The 16,698-nt window shown below is 67.4% G+C and carries 13 protein-coding genes; 5 read left to right on the forward strand and 8 right to left on the reverse strand.

What is annotated here, in order from left to right:
* Nucleotides 1–20 precede the first annotated feature (20 nt).
* Nucleotides 21–1,688, reverse strand: a complete 1,668-nt coding sequence (locus tag NF616_RS12775) for a putative bifunctional diguanylate cyclase/phosphodiesterase (protein ID WP_252273668.1) — start codon at nucleotides 1,686–1,688, stop codon at nucleotides 21–23.
* 295 nt (nucleotides 1,689–1,983) lie between these two features.
* On the opposite strand from NF616_RS12775, the gene rep reads away from it, so the two are divergent.
* Nucleotides 1,984–3,993, forward strand: coding sequence for a DNA helicase Rep (gene rep, locus NF616_RS12780; protein ID WP_252273669.1), 2,010 nt, complete (start codon nucleotides 1,984–1,986; stop codon nucleotides 3,991–3,993).
* A gap of 430 nt (nucleotides 3,994–4,423) precedes the next feature.
* Here the strand turns inward: rep and NF616_RS12785 are convergent, their stop codons facing one another.
* From NF616_RS12785 to dadA, 6 genes are all read right to left on the reverse strand, one after another.
* Entirely contained in the window at nucleotides 4,424–6,538 is a 2,115-nt protein-coding gene (locus NF616_RS12785; protein WP_252273670.1) for an acetyl-CoA hydrolase/transferase C-terminal domain-containing protein, read from the reverse strand.
* Between the two features lie 115 nt (nucleotides 6,539–6,653).
* Entirely contained in the window at nucleotides 6,654–7,076 is a 423-nt protein-coding gene (locus NF616_RS12790) for a c-type cytochrome (RefSeq protein WP_252273671.1), read from the reverse strand.
* A gap of 218 nt (nucleotides 7,077–7,294) precedes the next feature.
* Nucleotides 7,295–7,843: a cupin domain-containing protein gene (locus tag NF616_RS12795; protein ID WP_252273672.1), complete on the reverse strand. Its 549-nt coding sequence runs from the start codon at nucleotides 7,841–7,843 to the stop codon at nucleotides 7,295–7,297.
* A 103-nt stretch (nucleotides 7,844–7,946) separates the two neighbouring features.
* The gene (gene alr, locus NF616_RS12800; protein WP_252273673.1) at nucleotides 7,947–9,035 is read right to left on the reverse strand and encodes an alanine racemase; all 1,089 of its coding nucleotides are present in this window, start codon (nucleotides 9,033–9,035) and stop codon (nucleotides 7,947–7,949) included.
* A 62-nt stretch (nucleotides 9,036–9,097) separates the two neighbouring features.
* On the reverse strand, nucleotides 9,098–9,451 hold the full coding sequence (locus NF616_RS12805) for a RidA family protein (RefSeq protein WP_252273674.1): 354 nt from the start codon (nucleotides 9,449–9,451) through the stop codon (nucleotides 9,098–9,100).
* Nucleotides 9,426–10,724, reverse strand: a complete 1,299-nt coding sequence (gene dadA / locus NF616_RS12810; protein ID WP_252273675.1) for a D-amino acid dehydrogenase — start codon at nucleotides 10,722–10,724, stop codon at nucleotides 9,426–9,428. The genes NF616_RS12805 and dadA overlap by 26 nt, the downstream gene beginning before the upstream one ends.
* A 209-nt stretch (nucleotides 10,725–10,933) precedes the next feature.
* Between dadA and dadR the strand changes: the two genes are divergently transcribed.
* Nucleotides 10,934–11,422 (forward strand): transcriptional regulator DadR, encoded by a 489-nt coding sequence (gene dadR / locus NF616_RS12815; protein ID WP_252273676.1) that lies wholly within the window; start codon nucleotides 10,934–10,936, stop codon nucleotides 11,420–11,422.
* Between the two features lie 100 nt (nucleotides 11,423–11,522).
* A complete protein-coding gene (locus NF616_RS12820) occupies nucleotides 11,523–12,845 on the forward strand; it encodes an NAD(P)/FAD-dependent oxidoreductase (RefSeq protein WP_252273677.1) in 1,323 nt (440 codons plus the stop codon).
* A gap of 397 nt (nucleotides 12,846–13,242) precedes the next feature.
* Here NF616_RS12820 and NF616_RS12825 read toward each other — a convergent pair whose 3' ends face one another.
* Complete coding sequence (locus tag NF616_RS12825; RefSeq protein ID WP_252273678.1) at nucleotides 13,243–13,464, reverse strand: DUF1127 domain-containing protein; 222 nt, start codon at nucleotides 13,462–13,464, stop codon at nucleotides 13,243–13,245.
* A 172-nt stretch (nucleotides 13,465–13,636) separates the two neighbouring features.
* Between NF616_RS12825 and NF616_RS12830 the strand changes: the two genes are divergently transcribed.
* Both NF616_RS12830 and NF616_RS12835 read left to right on the forward strand, forming a co-directional pair.
* Nucleotides 13,637–15,061 carry an aminotransferase-like domain-containing protein gene (locus NF616_RS12830; RefSeq protein ID WP_252273679.1) on the forward strand — a complete coding sequence of 475 codons (1,425 nt, stop codon included), beginning with the start codon at nucleotides 13,637–13,639 and terminating at the stop codon, nucleotides 15,059–15,061.
* Between the two features lie 115 nt (nucleotides 15,062–15,176).
* Nucleotides 15,177–16,667 carry a phospholipase D family protein gene (locus NF616_RS12835; RefSeq protein ID WP_252273776.1) on the forward strand — a complete coding sequence of 497 codons (1,491 nt, stop codon included), beginning with the start codon at nucleotides 15,177–15,179 and terminating at the stop codon, nucleotides 16,665–16,667.
* Nucleotides 16,668–16,698 lie beyond the last annotated feature (31 nt).

Raw genomic sequence — 16,698 nt, forward strand, 5'->3', positions numbered from 1 at the left:
CCTACAACCGTGACTCCAACTTAGACGCCGGCAAGCAGCGGCTGGCGCAGGCCGAACACCAGGAAACGCGCCAGGTCGGCCAGCGGCAGTGGCCGGCTGATCAGGTAGCCCTGCACCTGGTCGCAACCGAACTGGCGCAGCAGGGCCAGTTGCTCGGCATCCTCCACGCCCTCGGCGACCACTTCCAGGTGCAGGTTGTGCGCCAGGTTGATCATCGCCCGCACCAGCTGGCGGTTCTCGGCGCGGCCGCCCATGCCGGCGACGAAGCTCTTGTCGATCTTCAGCAGGGTGATCGGCAGGTTGTTGAGGTGCACGAAGGAGGAGAAGCCGGTGCCGAAGTCGTCGAGCGAGAAGCGCACACCGAGCCGGCCGAGGGCCTGCATGGTCTGCTGCACCTGCTCGCTGCGACGCATCACCGCGGTCTCGGTCAGCTCGAACTCCAGCCACTGGGCGTCCACGCCGCGCTCCTCGATCAGCCGGCCGAGGGTTTCCAGCAACTGGCTGTCCTGGAACTGGCGGAACGACAGGTTGACCGCCATGTGCAGTGCCGGCAGGCCGCGGCCGCGCAGCCACTGCATGTCACGCAACGCCCGCGCGATGACCCAGTAGCCGAGCGGCACGATCAGCCCGCTCTCCTCGGCCAGCGGCACGAACTCGTCCGGGCCGAGCAGGCCACGTTCGGCATGGTTCCAGCGCACCAGCGCCTCCAGGCCGAGGATCCGCCCGCTCTGCAGGCACAGGCGCGGCTGGTAGTGCAGCTCCAGCTCGTCGCGACGCAGCGCGCGGCGCAGCTCGGTTTCCAGGTCCGCCTTGCTGCGCGCGCCGCGGTGGATGCGCTCGTCGTAGAGGTGGAAATTGCAGCCCTGGGCCGCCTTGGCCTGCTGCATGGCGATGTGCGCGTGCCACAGCAGCGGGTCGGCGCTCTCCCCGGCACGGGCGTGGGCCAGGCCCAGGCTGCAGCCGAGCAGCAGGCTCTCGCTCTCCAGCCAGTACGGCTCGGACAGCGCCTCGACGATGTGTTCGGCCAGGCGCTCGGCGCGCTGCGGGTCGCGGCGGGTGTCGATGAGCAGGGCGAACTCGTCGCTGCCCAGGCGGGCCAGGGCGTCGCCGGCCTCCAGCTGCGCCTTCAGGCGTGCCACCACCTGCAGGATCAGGCGGTCGCCGGCCTGATGGCCGAGGGCGTCGTTGACGTGCTTGAAGTTGTCCAGGTCGAGATGGCCGAGGGCCAGGCCGCGGCCCTGGTATTCCGCCAGCCGCGCCGCCAGCAGGGTCTGGAAGCCCTGGCGATTGGCGATGCCGGTCAGCGGGTCCTGCTCGGCCAGGCGCTGCAGGGTGCCCTGCAAACGGGCGCGCTCGCCGGCGTAGCGCAGGCAGCGGCGCAGGGTGTCGGCGGAAAGCGCATCGCGCACCAGCCAGTCGTAGACGTCGGCCGGCACCTGCTCGGGCTCTTCGTCGAGCAGCAGCACGGTGGGCAGCGAACAGCTGCCGGGCGCCGGCTGGCACGCTGGGGTGGTCAGCAGCAGGCCATGGCCGCCGTCGTCGAACAGGCTGCTGGCGGCCTGCCAGGACGGCGCGGTGATCAGCGGAGAGGCACTGCCCAGCGCCGCCAGCCGCGCACGCAGCAAGCCCGCCCACTCAGGCTCTTCGGCCAGCAGGACCAGGCGCATGGGTTCGACGTGCGCGGACAAATGACCTCCCCAGGTCGGAAAAGAACAGACAGACCCCGTCTGTGTGCGCCGTGTCTCGGCGTTCTCTTTCTGCCCGTCCCTGTGCAGATATCTGCGCATCCTGCGGGAAAGGCATAGCAGCGGCAACGGGCAACCGTTGGCACAAGCGTACATGATCTTTAAAAATAGTGACTTATCACACAATCCTGAAGCTTTTTATCGGGAACTCATCCCGTCGCCCCGTGGTCAGCATGGGCCCCGCAGCCGGACCCCGGCTGCTAGAATGCCGCCTCGATTTTTCTGACCGAATTCCCCCATGTCGCGACTCAATCCCCGGCAGCAAGAGGCCGTGAACTACGTCGGCGGCCCGCTGCTGGTACTGGCCGGCGCCGGCTCCGGCAAGACCAGCGTGATTACCCGCAAGATCGCCTACCTGGTGCAGCAGTGCGGCATCCAGGCGCGCCACATTGTGGCCATGACCTTCACGAACAAGGCCGCGCGGGAGATGAAGGAACGCGTCGGCAGCCTGCTCAAGGGTGGCGAGGCCCGCGGCCTGACCGTTTCGACCTTCCACAACCTGGGCATGAACATCATCCGCAAGGAATACGCCCGCCTCGGCTACAAGCCCGGCTTCTCGATCTTCGACGATGGCGACATCAAGGCGCTGCTGACCGACATCATGCAGAAGGAATACGCCGGCGATGACGGCGTCGACGAGATCAAGAACCTGATCGACAGCTGGAAGAACGACCTGATCCTGCCCGACGAGGCCCTGGCCAACGCCCGCGGGCCCAAGGAGCAGACCGCCGCCATCGTCTACCTGCATTACCAGCGCACGCTCAAGGCGTACAACGCGGTGGACTTCAACGACCTGATCCTGCTGCCGGTGAAACTGTTCCAAGAGCACAAGGACATCCTGGAGAAGTGGCAGAACCGCATCCGCTACCTGCTGGTGGACGAGTACCAGGACACCAACGCCAGCCAGTACCTGCTGGTGAAGCAGCTGGTCGGCATGCGCCACCAGATCACCGTGGTCGGCGACGACGACCAGTCGATCTACGCCTGGCGCGGCGCGCGGCCGGAAAACCTGATGCTGCTCAAAGAGGACTATCCCTCGCTGAAGGTGGTGATGCTGGAGCAGAACTACCGCTCCACCAGCCGCATCCTCAAATGCGCCAACGTGCTGATCGCCAACAACCCGCACGCTTTCGAGAAGCAGCTGTGGTCGGAGATGGGCAACGGCGACCCGATCCGGGTGATCCGCACGCGCAACGAGGAGGCCGAGTGCGAGCGGGTGGCGCTGGAGATCCTCACCGAGCACCTGCGCACCGAGCGCCCGTACAGCGACTTCGCCATCCTCTACCGCGGCAACTACCAGGCCAAGCTGATGGAGCTGAAGCTGCAGCACCACCAGATCCCCTATCGCCTGTCCGGCGGTACCAGCTTCTTCGCCCGCCAGGAGGTGAAGGACCTGATGAGCTACTTCCGCCTGCTGGTGAACCCGGACGACGACAACGCCTACCTGCGGGTGATCAACGTGCCGCGCCGGGAGATCGGTTCCGCCACCCTGGAGAAGCTCGGCAACTACGCCAGCGAGCGCAAGATCAGCATGTACGCCGCCAGCGACGAGCTGGGCCTGGCCGAGCATCTGGACAGCCGCTACACCGAGCGCCTGTCGCGCTTCAAGCGCTACATGGACAAGATCCGCGAGCTGTGCGCCGGCAACGACCCGATCGGCGCCATCCGCAGCATGGTGATGGACATCGACTACGAGAACTGGCTGCGCCAGAACGCCTCCAGCGACAAGGTCGCCGAGGCGCGCATGGGAAACGTCTGGTTCCTCGTCGAGGCGCTGAAGAACACCCTGGACAAGGACGAAGACGGCGACATGACCGTCGAGGACGCGATCGGCAAGCTGGTGCTGCGCGACATGCTGGAGCGCCAGCAGGAAGAGGAAGAAGGCGCCGAGGGCGTGCAGATGATGACCATGCACGCCTCCAAGGGCCTGGAATTCCCCTCGGTGTACATCATCGGCTTCGAGGAAGAGATCCTCCCGCACCGCTCCAGCATCGAGGCCGACACCATCGAGGAAGAACGCCGCCTGGCCTATGTCGGCATCACCCGGGCCAAGCGCAACCTGGCGCTGACTTACGCCAGCAAACGCAAGCAGTACGGCGAGATCATCGACTGCTCGCCGAGCCGCTTCCTCGACGAGCTACCTCAGGAGGACCTAGTCTGGGAAGGCCAGGAAGACGCCCCGGCCGAAGTGAAGAGCGCCCGCGGCAACGACGCCCTGGCCAATATGCGGGCAATGCTCAAGCGCTGACCGGGACCATTGCCAGGTGCGCGATGCGCACCTTGGCGTCGTCGGGAACCATGCGGTGCGCGTAGCGCACCCTACGTCCGCATCCCCACTCCCATACCCTCCGTAAGCACCGATGGCATTGGAGGACACGACTTGCGTAGGGTGCGCCATGCGCGCCATTGGCCTCGGCGGGACATGCGGTGCGCGCGGCGAACCCTACGTCCACATCTTCACGCCCATACCTTCCGTACGCACCGATGGCGTTGGAGGGACACGACTTGCGCAGGGTGCGCCATGCGCACCATGGGCCTCGGCGGGATGCGGTGCGCACAGCGCACCCTACGTCCGCATCTTCACGCCCATACCGTCCGTACGCACCGATGGCATTGAAGGACGCGGCTTGCGCAGGGTGCGCCATGCGCACCGATAGCCTTTACGGCCCGCGAGGCGGTTAACCCGCCGCGGTCGCCTTGAGGCCGGCCAGCAGGAGTTTCTGGTAGAGCTGCTCGCGCAATCCCTCGGGGCGCTCCAGGCCCATGCGCTGCAGGTGCGCCGCATAGTCGGCGGCGTCCGGCAGGTCGAACAGCGCGGCCACGCCCAGCTCGAATATCTCGCTGAGCCTGAGCTTGCTCTTCAGCCACTGCAGCGCACGCAGCAGGTCCTGCTCCTCGGCGCTGAAGTCGCAGCCCAGCGGGTATTCGGCGAACAGCTCGGGAAACTCGATGCGCAGCGCCAGTAGGCGCTCCGGCGTGTTGCGCCGGTATTCGGCGGCCAGCTCGAAATCCTCCGCCAGCTTGCCGGCCTGCTTGGCGGCGGTGATGAGTTCGTCCTGGAAGCGCGAATCGGCGATGCGCAGCAGCGCCTCGATCACCTCGGCATCGCTACGGCCCCGCAGGTCGGCGATGCCGTACTCGGTCACCACGATGTCGCGCAGGTGCCGCGGAATGGTGGCGTGGCGGTAATCCCAGCGGATGTTCGAGCTTACCTCGCCGCCGTCCTCGCGCCAGCTGCGCAGCATCAGGATGGATCGGCCGCCCTCCAGCTCGTGAGCCTGGGCGACGAAGTCGTATTGCCCGCCGACCCCGCTGAGCACGCGGCCGTCCTCCAGCTGGTCGGCAGCGCTGGCACCGAGCAACGTCACCACGAAGCAGCTGTTGACGAAGCGCGCGTCGCGGCGCTGCAGGCGCTTGAGCGGCTCGTCGCCGTACAGCCGGTTGATGCGGCTGATGGCGGTCATGCCGATGCGCCGGCGCAGGTCGTCACTCAGCTCGCGCAGGCGCTGATAGAACGCCTGCGGACCGAGGAAGAAGCCGCCGTGCACCAGCACCGCGCCATGCGCCTCGCCCAGATAGGGCGCCAGCGCGGCGAAGGTGGCCGGATCGGACAGGTCGGCGGGCAGCCGGCCCCCGTCCGGCAGCAGCAATTGCTGGTCGTCCAGACGCAGTTCGGCGGCGAGCAGGCCCTGGCGCTGCAGCCGGACGAAGCTGCGCGCATCGAGCGCGGCGAGGCCGATGCCGGTCAGGCGCCCGCGCTCGTCCAGCCCGCCGCATTCGGCCAGCCGCTGCAGCTCCGCATCCGGGTAGGCCGCGCGGCGGATCACCCCGGCCTCGAGCAGGGCCAGCAGGCCATGCATGAACATCTCGCTGCAGCCGTAGAGCCCACGGGCGAAGGGTTCCTGGCCGCCCTCGCGCTCGATAAGCGCGCCCCAGCGCTGGGGAATGTCCATGGCGTACAGCAGGCTGCGATAGCGCGCGTTGTCCCGTTGCCGCGCCAGCAGCGCCGCCACCGCGGCGTCGGCCATGGCGCCGATGCCAAGCTGCAGGGTGCCGCCGTCGCGCACCAGCGCGCTGACGTGCAGGCCGATGGCATGGTCCTGCAGGCTCACCGGCAGGTTGGGCGTGGAAAACAGGGTGTGGCGCTCGACCGGCTCCAGCAGCAGATCGAACTCGCCCACCGGCAGTTCGGCATCGCCGCCCATGTACGGCAGCTCGGCGTGGGGCTGGGCGATGCACAGGATGGTCTCGCCGGCGCGGCGGCGCTCGCGCAGGCCGGGCAGCAGGTCGAGGGTGATGTCGGGGTTGCAGCTCAGGCTGACATGCCCCGGGCGCCGCGGGTCCAGCGCCACCAGCTGGGCGATGACGTTGATGCCCTTGCGCTGCAGGTCGCGGGCGACGTGGCTGTAGTTCAGGCTGATGTAGCTCTGCTGGGCCAGGGGGTTGCCCAGCTGGCTGGCCGGCTGCAGATAGAACTCCTCGATGCGCACGTTGGCCGGTAGGTCGCCGCAGCGCAGGTCGGAGAGATAGTCGAGTTCGACATGGTCGCCGTAGACCCGGCGCAGGAAGGGGCCGCTGAAGCGCTGCTCCAGCTCGCTGCGTGGCTGCGGGCGGGCCAGCGACAGCGCCGTGTAGATGATCAGTTGGCGCTGCGGCAGCGCCTTGATCCGCTGGTACAGCGCATTGGCGAACCGGTTGGGCTTGCCCAGCCCGAGCGGCAGGCCAAGGCGGATCGGCCCGTCGATACGTGCCAGCACTTCATCAACGGCCTGTTCCAGCGTACGACTCGGCACCCGGCTTCCTCCTCAATTGACGTCGGAGGTTGGACCGTCCCGCTGCGGTTTTGCTCAGGCGAAAACGACAAGGCCGCCCGGAGGCGGCCTTGCGGTCATCGAGAGACGGCGGCGATCAGAGGCCGGACATCTTCTTGATGGCGCCCATCAGCTCTTCGTCCGAGCAGGTGGCGCAAGTGCCTTTCGGCGGCATGGCGTTGATGCCCGAGATGGCCTTGGCCAGCAGGCCGTCGAGACCACCTTCCTTGTCGGCACGGGCCTGCCAGGCGGCAGTGTCGCCAGCCTTCGGCGCGCCCAGCACGCCGGCGTTGTGGCAGGCGCCGCAGTGGGCGGCGATCACGTCGTCCGGCGACTTGGCGCCGCCACTGGCAGCGACGGCGACGGCGCCGACGCCCTTGCATTCTTCACCCTGGATACAGACCTCGCCGACCGGCTTGATGCGCTCGGCGATCTCGTCGTTGGTCGCAGCCTGAGCGCTCACAGCCCACAGGGCCAATACGGCAGCCTGGGCCGCCAGCAGCTTCTTGATCAGGTTCACGGTACACCCTCATTGTGGCTAGTCACGCCCGCGGCCACGGTTTCGCGGGCGGGCGCAGTATAACGGTTAGACCCGCTGGCCGGAACAACCCAACTTGTCGCAGGGGCATTGGACCTTCGGGCCGGGTCGAACGTCCCGGTTGTCGCCTCGCGGCGCAGCACACGGGATCTCGAGGACACCTGGCGGCTTGCGAATTAGCCGCCACTTACCCGCTTTTTTTAGAAATTCGCCGGCGTTGTTGCGCTGATCAGCCGGGCCGGACCCTCGAACGGGTTGCGGAAGCGGTGCGGCTTGGTGCTGTCGAAGTAGTAGCTGTCGCCCGGTTCGAGGACGAACACCTCGTTGCCCACGGTCAGCTCCAGCCGTCCCTCCACCAGCATGCCGGCCTCTTCGCCGTCGTGGTTGAGCATTTCCTCGCCGGTGTCGGTGCCCGGCGGGTAGGTCTCGTCGAGGAAGGTGATGGTGCGGTTGGGATGCGCCTTGCCGATCAGTTTCATCGTCACGGCGCCGCTGGAGAGGTCGGTCAGTTCGTCGGCCCGGTAGACCACCTGGGTCTGGTTGTCCTGTTCCAGGTCGAGGGAGAAGAACTCCACCAGCGACATGGGGATCCCGCCGAGCACCTTCTTCAACGAGCTGATCGAGGGGCTCACGCTGTTCTTCTCGATCATCGAAATGGTGCTGTTGGTGACGCCCGCACGCTTGGCGAGTTCACGCTGGGAAAGGCCTTTGAGTTTGCGGATAGATTGCAGTCGAACACCGACGTCCAATGCGGGGGTCCTCCTTGGGAGCAAGGCATTTGGGTGGCGGTATCATGCGGCCAGTGTTCAGTATTTACAACACGGCAGATGCAATTGCCCCGTGGGGCGGCGGCTAGGCCCCGGAATAGAGCCTCGGCACGCGTTTGACATTGCAGAACAGCTGGTACGGGATGCTGCCGCACCCGTAGGCCACGGCACTGGCGGAGACGTTGCGCCCCCACAGCTCGACCCGGCTGCCGAGGCCGGCACCCGGCAGATCGGTGAGGTCGACGGTGAGCATGTCCATGGATACCCGGCCGATCAGCCGGCTGGCGTGGCCATCGACCATTACCGGTGTGCCAGTTTCGGCGTGGCGCGGATAGCCGTCGGCATAGCCCATCGCGACCACGCCGACGCGGGTCGGTCGTTCGGCGACGAAGCGCGCGCCATAGCCCACCGGCTCGCCGGCCGGCAGCTCGCGCACGCTGATGATCTTCGACTCCAGCGTCATCACCGGGCGCAGGCGTGCGGCCTGCTCCTGGTCCTGCTCGAAGGGCGTGGCGCCGTAGAGCATGATGCCGGGGCGCACCCAGTCACTGGCCTGCTGGTCTTTGAATAGTCCCGGCCAGCCGAGGATCGCCGGCGAGTTGCGCAGGCTGACTTCCGCCTGCAGGTCGCCGCGCGCCTCGTTGAACAGTGCCAGCTGCTCGGCGCTGCGCGGGCTGTCCGGCTCATCGGCGCGAGAGAAGTGGCTCATCAGCACGACCCGGTCGACCTTGCCGCTGGCCAGCAGGCGGGCATGGGCGTCGCGGTACTCGGCCGGGTGCAGGCCCACCCGGTGCATGCCCGAATCGACCTTCAGCCATACCCGCAGCGGCCGACCCAGGCGCGCTCGCTCAATGGCCTCGACCTGCCAGGCGTCACGCACCACGCACCACAGCTGGTGCTGGTCGATCAGGCTCAGCTCGCTCTCTTCGAAGAAACCCTCGAGCAGCAGAATCGGCTGGCGGATGCCGGCGTAGCGCAGCTCCAGCGCCTCTTCGATACACGCCACGGCGAAGCCGTCGGCCTCCGCCGCCAGCGCCTGGGCGCAGCGCGTGGCGCCGTGGCCGTAGGCATCGGCCTTGATCACCGCCAAGGCTTTCGCGCCGCTGATCTCGCGGGCGAGGCGGTAGTTGTGGCGCAGGGCTTCGAGGTCGATCAGGGCACGGGCGGGACGCATGACGGCTACTTTCGTTCGGTTAAAAAAAGCCCGGCGGGGGTGCCGGGCGAATCAGGGAAGAGTCAGTTCTGGGCGGCTACGACCGTCATCTCCACCAGTACGCGCGGGTCGTACAGCTTGGCCTCGACGCAGGCGCGGGCCGGGGAGGCACCCTCGGCGACCCAGGCATCCCAGACCTCGTTGAGGCCGGCGTAACCGGCGGCCATGTCCTTGAGGTAGATGGTCACCGAGAGGATCTGCGACTTGTCGCTGCCGGCCTCGGCCAGGAAACGGTCGACGTTCGCCAGGGTCTGCCGGGTCTGCTCACGGATGTCGCCGTCGTAGTCATCGGCCAACTGGCCCGCCAGGTAGACGGTGCCGTTGTGGATGACGATCTCGCTGTAGCGCTTCTCAATGCGCAGGCGCTGGATGGGCATGCTTGTGGCTCTCCTTGGTGTTGCCGTAGCGGGAAATGTCCAGGCCTTCGGCGCTGATCTGCGGACGCTTCTTGGCCATCAGGTCGGCGAGGAAGCGACCGGAGCCGCAGGCCATGGTCCAGCCAAGAGTACCGTGTCCGGTGTTGAGGAACAGGTTGCGGAAGGCCGTACCGCCCACGATCGGCGTGCCGTCCGGCGTGGCCGGGCGCAGGCCGGTCCAGAAGCTGGCCTGGCTGACGTCGCCGCCTTCCGGGTAGAGATCGTTGGTGATCATCTCCAGGGTGGCGCGGCGCTTGGGGTTGAGGCTCAGGTCGAAGCCGGCGATCTCGGCCATGCCGCCGACGCGGATGCGGTTGTCGAAGCGGGTGATGGCGACCTTGTAGGTCTCGTCGAGGATGGTCGAGCTTGGCGCCATGTTCGGATTGGTGATCGGCACGGTCAGCGAGTAGCCCTTGAGCGGATACACCGGGGCCTTGATGCCCAGCGGCTTGAGCAGCTGCGGGCTGTAGCTGCCGAGGGCCAGCACGTAGCGGTCGGCGGTCTCCAGCTTGCCGTCGATCCACACGCCGTTGATGCGATCACCGGCCGCATCCAGGCGCTGGATGTTCTGGCCGAAGCGGAATTCCACGCCCAGGGCCTTGGCCATGTCCGCCAGTTGGGTGGTGAACATCTGGCAGTCGCCGGTCTGGTCATTGGGCAGACGCAGGGCCCCGGCCAGCTTGTGCTTGACCCCGGCCAGGGCCGGTTCGACACGGGCGATGGCATCGCGGTCGAGCAGCTCGTAGGGCACGCCGGAGGCCTTCAACACGGCGATGTCCTTGGCCGCGTTATCGACCTGGGCCTGGGTGCGGAACAGCTGGGTGGTGCCGAGCTGGCGGCCTTCGTAAGCGATGCCGGTCTCGGCGCGCAGCTCGTCGAGGCAGTCGCGGCTGTACTCGGACAGGCGCACCATGCGCTCCTTATTCACCGCGTAGCGGGCCGCGGTGCAGTTGCGCAGCATCTGCGCCATCCACAGATACTGGTCGACGTCGCCGGTGGCCTTGATCGCCAGCGGCGCGTGCTGCTGCAGCAGCCACTTGATGGCCTTCAGCGGCACGCCCGGGGCGGCCCAGGGCGAGGCATAGCCGGGGGAGACCTGCCCTGCGTTGGCGAAGCTGGTTTCCAAGGCCGGGCCGTCCTGGCGGTCGACCACGACCACCTCGAAACCGGCGCGGGCCAGATAGTAGGCGCTGGCGGTGCCGATCACACCGCTGCCAAGAACCAGAACGCGCATGGTGGCCTCCCTCATTGCAGGCATTGCTTTGCCGGGCGTTATGCCGCGCAGTATAGGAAGGCAGCGGTAGCGATATTCACTGTTTATCGTCCGGCATTTGGCGTTAGTTGCCGGCGCAGAGCGCTTTCACAGGATGCAATCCAGGCGATATGGCTAGACTTCACCCATACTGCAGTGAATTATCTCGCTCATCATTCAAGGAGCCCGCCATGCGCACCCAGCACCAGAGCCGCCGCGAACTGGACAAGATCGACCGCAACATCCTGCGCATCCTCCAGGAGGATGGGCGCATCAGCTTCACCGAGCTGGGCGAGCGGGTCGGCCTGTCCACCACGCCCTGTACCGAGCGGGTCCGCCGCCTGGAGCGCGAGGGCATCATCATGGGCTACCACGCCCGCCTCAACCCGCAACAGCTCAAGGCCAGCCTGCTGGTGTTCGTCGAGATCAGCCTGGACTATAAGTCCGGCGACACCTTCGAGGAATTCCGCCGCGCCGTGCTCAAGCTGCCCCACGTGCTGGAGTGCCACCTGGTCAGCGGCGACTTCGACTACCTGGTGAAGGCGCGGATCAACGAGATGGCCAGCTACCGCAAGCTGCTCGGCGACATCCTGTTGAAGCTGCCGCACGTGCGCGAATCCAAGTCCTACATCGTCATGGAAGAGGTGAAGGAGTCGCTGACCCTGCCGGTACCGGACTGACCCGCCCGGCACAGTTTTTTCCGAGTCCCCCTTGGCGGGCCGCGCGGGGCGGGCTTATCCTGCGTCAAATTTTCCAAACACAAAAATCAGGATTTCGCACATGAACGCCCGGCTCAACCCGCCCGTCCACAGCGACCAGCACGCCGCCTCCTATTACGCGGCCACGGCCAACCGCCAGTTGGCCTACCCGCCCCTGGCCGGCGAGCAGGTCGCGGACGTGTGCGTGGTGGGCGGCGGCTTTTCCGGCCTGAACACCGCCATCGAGCTGGCTCGCAAGGGCTTCTCGGTGGTGCTGCTGGAGGCCCACCTGGTGGGCTGGGGCGCCAGCGGGCGCAATGGCGGCCAGCTGATCCGCGGCGTTGGCCACGGCCTCGAGCAGTTCGAGCCGGTGATCGGCGCCGAGGGCGTACGCCAGATCAAGCTGATGGGCCTGGAGGCGGTGGAGCTGGTGCGTCGCCGCGTCGAGGAATTCCAGATCGACTGTGACCTGACCTGGGGCTACTGCGACCTGGCCAACAAGCCCGCCCACCTGGAGGGCTTCGCCGAGGACAAGGCCGAACTGGAGAGCCTCGGCTACCGCCACGAGCTGCGCCTGTTGCAGCCCGGGCAGATGGCCGAAGTGGTCGGCTCCGACCGTTACTGCGGCGGCATGATCGACATGGGCTCCGGCCACCTGCACCCGCTCAACCTGGCCCTGGGCGAGGCGGCGGCCGCGGCCTCGCTCGGGGTGCGCCTGTTCGAGCATTCGCCGGTCACCCGCATCGACCACGGTGCCGAGGTGAAGGTACACACCGCCCAGGGCTCGGTGCGCGCCAAGACCCTGGTGCTGGCCTGCAACGCCTACCTCAACGGACTCGACCCAACCCTCGGCGGCAAGGTGCTGCCCGCCGGCAGCTACGTGATCGCCACTGAGCCGCTGGGCGAGGCTCGCGCACGCCAGCTGATCCCACAGAACATGGCGCTGTGCGACCAGCGCGTGGCACTGGACTACTACCGGCTCTCGGCCGACAACCGCCTGCTGTTCGGCGGCGCCTGCCACTATTCCGGCCGCGATCCGGCGGACATCGCCGCCTATATGCGGCCGAAAATGCTGGAAGTGTTCCCGGAGCTGCGAGACGTACGCATCGACTTCCAGTGGGGCGGCATGATCGGCATCGGCGCCAACCGCCTGCCGCAGATCGGCCGACTGAAGGACCATCCCAACGTCTACCACGCACAGGCATACGCCGGGCACGGGGTCAACGCCACCCACCTCGCTGGCAAGCTGCTGGCCGAGGCCATCGCCGGCGAACAGGGCGGCGGCTTCGAGCTCTTCGCCAGGGTGCCGCACATGACCTTCCCCGGCGGCAGGCATCTGCGCTCGCCACTGCTGGCGCTGGGCATGGCCTGGTATCGCCTGAAGGAGACGGTGGGTTTGGTCTGAGTGTTGGGTGCGCCGTGCTACGGAGAGTGAGGACGCCGGGTGCAGCGCCTTGGCGGGCTGCCGCTGCGCGGCGAGGCCGCCCTACGACGACGTGACTCTGCTCGGTAATAGAAACCGTAGGGGCGCTCGCCCCGCAGGGCAGTGCACCGCCAGCCCGCGCCGATCTTTCTGGCTAGCGCAACAACCACTACTGGCGCTGGGCATAGCCTGAAGTAGGCGATGGGCCGGTCTGAGTGTGGGCGCGCGGAGAGCGGGGACGCCGGGTGCAGCGCCTTGGCGGGCTGCCGCTTTGCGGCGAGGCCGCCCTACGAGGATGCGCCTCTGCTCGGTAACGGAAACCGTAGGGGTACTCGCCCGCAGGGCTGTGCACCGCCCGGCCCGCACCGAATCGTGCCGGCTAGCGCAACAACCGCCAGAACGGCCGGGTCGCTTCGGCTCGGGCCTGTTCGGCGGTCAGGCCGATGTCGTGCAGTTGCGCGGCGTCCAGCTCCAGCAGGGCACGGCGGGTCGCGAGATGCCGGCGCAGCAGGCGCCAGCGTCGACCCAGCTCACGCAGTGGCTGACGCTCGTCCTCCTGCCGCTCCTGCAGCGTGACATACAGATCACCGAATTCGCGCATGGTCCGCCCTCCGTCAGGCTCTTCCTTAGGAGACCATGATGGCGATGCCCATACAGGCGATACAGATCCACAAATAATCTATCGATATCATACAGATCGCTCGACGGCGCAACTGAATGGTCTATTCTGGCGCCATCTGTATTGCCGACCTTAGCCCGAGACAGCGTCTGTCATGACTCTCTATCTCAATCTCGCCGAACTGCTCGGCACCCGCATCGAACAGGGCCTGTACCGCCCCGGCGACCGTCTGCCCTCGGTGCGCGCCCTCAGCCAGGAGCACGGCGTCAGCCTCAGCACGGTGCAGCAGGCCTACCGCCAGCTAGAGGACAACGGCCTGGTGGAGCCGCGGCCGAAGTCCGGCTATTTCGTGCCGCTGAGCAGACAGAAGCCGGCGCTGCCGATGGTCAGCCGTACAGCCCAGCGCCCGGTGGAAGTGTCCCAATGGGACCAGGTGCTAGAGCTGGTCAGCACCCCGCCCTACAGCGACCTGGTGCAACTGGGCCGCGGCATTCCCGACATCTGCGCGCCCACGCTCAAGCCACTGCTGCGCAGCCTGTCGCGGCTGAGCCGGCGCCAGAGCCTGAAGGAGCTCAGCTACGGCAGCCTGGAGGGCGAGATCCTGCTGCGCCGCCAGGTGTCGCGCCTGATGCTGGACTCGGGTTGCCAGGTCCCGGCGGAAGAGATCGTCATCACCACCGGCTGCCACGAGGCGCTGTCCGTCGCCCTGCGCGCCATCTGCCAGCCCGGCGACATCGTCGCGGTGGACTCGCCGAGCTTCCATGGCGTGATGCAGTCGCTCAAGGGCTTCGGCCTCAAGGCCCTGGAGCTGCCCACCGACCCGCTCACCGGGATCAGCCTGGAGGCGCTGGAGATGGCCCTTGAGCAGTGGCCGATCAAGGCCATCCAGCTGACGCCGAGCTGCAACAACCCGCTCGGCTACATCATGCCCGAGGCCAACAAGCGCGCCCTGCTGGAACTGGCCCAGCGCTACGACGTGGCGATCATCGAGGACGACATCTACGGCGATCTGGCCTACCGCTACCCCCGCCCGCGCAGCATCAAGTCGTTCGACGAGGACGGCCGCGTGCTGCTCTGCAGCTCCTTCTCCAAGACCCTGGCACCGGGCCTGCGCATCGGCTGGATCGCGCCCGGGCGCTACCTGCAGCGGGTGCTGCACATGAAGTACATGGGTACCGGCATGAGCGCCCAGCTGCCCCAGCTGGCGCTGGCCGAGTTCATCGGCGCCGGCCAGTACGAACCTCACCTGCGACGCATGCGTGGCCAGTACGCGCGCGGCCGCGAGCTGATGACCGGCTGGGTCAGCCAGTACTTCCCCGCCGGCACCCGGGTCAGCCAGCCCCAGGGCGGTTTCATGCTGTGGGTGGAGATGCCCCAGGGCTTCGACAGCCAGCGCCTCAACCGCCTGCTGGCGCCGCACAAGGTGCAGGTGGCGCCGGGCAGCATCTTTTCCGCCGCCGGCAAGTACCGCAACTGCCTGCGCATGAACTTCGCCACCGCCCAGGGCGGTGCCCTCGAGCAGGCCGTGCGCCGTGTTGGCGAGACGGTGGGCGAGCTGCTGGCCGAACATTCCACCTGAATCTTTACGCAACGGCAGACGTCCCAAGGAGAACGGAGCAACCCCCTCGGAGGCCGGAGTGCGCCACGCCTTGCTGCTCGTCCTGCTGCTGGCCCTGGGCGCCTGCGGCAGCACCATGTCCATCCAGCCCAGCCAGACATTGCCGCCGAGCGAATCGAGCTTTGGCCGTCATCTGCTGGACCTGGCCGCCCGCCACGAGGGCAAGTCGGGCTTCCGTCTGCTGCCGGCCAGCGACGAGGCCTTCGCCGCCCGCGCCGAGCTGATCCGCGCGGCGCAGAGCAGCCTGGACCTGCAGTACTACATCGTCCACGACGGCCTCAGCACACGCACCTTGATCGACGAAGTACTGCGCGCCGCCGACCGCGGGGTGCGCGTGCGCCTGCTGCTGGACGACACCAGCAGCGACGGTCGCGACTACGAGATCGCCCTGCTCGCCGCCCACCCGAACATCCAGGTGCGGGTGTTCAATCCGCTGCACCTGGGCCGCTCCACCGGCGTCACACGCCTTCTCGGCCGCGCCCTAAACCTCGGCCAGCAGCACCGGCGCATGCACAACAAGCTGTGGCTGGCCGACGGCAGCGCGGCCATCGTTGGCGGTCGCAACCTGGGCGACGAATACTTCGACGCCAAGCCCAACCGCAACTTCACCGACATCGACATGCTCGCCGTCGGCCCGGTGGCCGATCAGTTGGCGCACAGCTTCGACCAGTACTGGAACAGCGCGCTGAGCAAGCCGATCCAGCAGTTCCTGCGCTGGCCGCCGGACGAGCGCGACCTCGCCAAGGCCAGGCAGCGCCTGCGCGGCTACCTGGCCCAGGCGCGCGTGGAGCAGCGCGAGCTGTCCGAACGCCTGCAGGCCTACCGTGACGATCCGCGTCTGTACCGCTGGCTGGACGAGCTAATCTGGGCACCGGGCTGGGCGCTGTGGGACGCGCCGTCCAAGGTGCTCGCCGACGGCGAGCCCGACCCACAGTTGCTCCTGGCCAGCCAACTGGAGCCCAAGCTGGAGGGGCTGGAACACGAGCTGATCCTGGTGTCCGCCTACTTCGTGCCGGCGGAAGACGGCATGCGTTATCTCACCGGCCACGCCGACCGCGGCGTGAACATCCGCCTGCTGACCAATTCGCTGGAGGCCACCGACGTGCCGGCCGTGCACGGCGGCTACGCGCCCTATCGGCGCGAGCTGCTGGAACACGGCGTGCGCCTGTTCGAGCTGCGCCGCCAGCCGGACGGCAACGGCTCGGGCGGCAGCGGCCCGTATAGTTTCAGCGGCAGCTCCGAATCCAGCCTGCACAGCAAGGCGATCGTGATGGACCGTCGCTATGCCTTCGTCGGTTCGCTGAATTTCGACCCGCGCTCCTTGCTGTGGAACACCGAGGTCGGCGTGCTGGTGGACAGCCCGAAGCTGAGCGAACGCGTGCGCGAACTGGCCCTGGAAGGCATGCAGCCCTCGCTGAGCTACGAGGTGCGGCTGGTGGACGGGCAGATGCGCTGGCGCGCCGAGGACGACGGCAGGCAGCACGAGCTGACGCGCGAACCCGGCAGCGCCTGGCGCCGCTTCAACGCTTGGTTCGCCGACATGGTCGGGCTCGAGCAGATGCTCTAGCACACCTGCAGCGGTGCGCGTGGCGCAACGC

It is taken from the genome of Pseudomonas subflava, assembly GCF_023823685.1.
Lineage (GTDB): Bacteria > Pseudomonadota > Gammaproteobacteria > Pseudomonadales > Pseudomonadaceae > Aquipseudomonas > Aquipseudomonas subflava.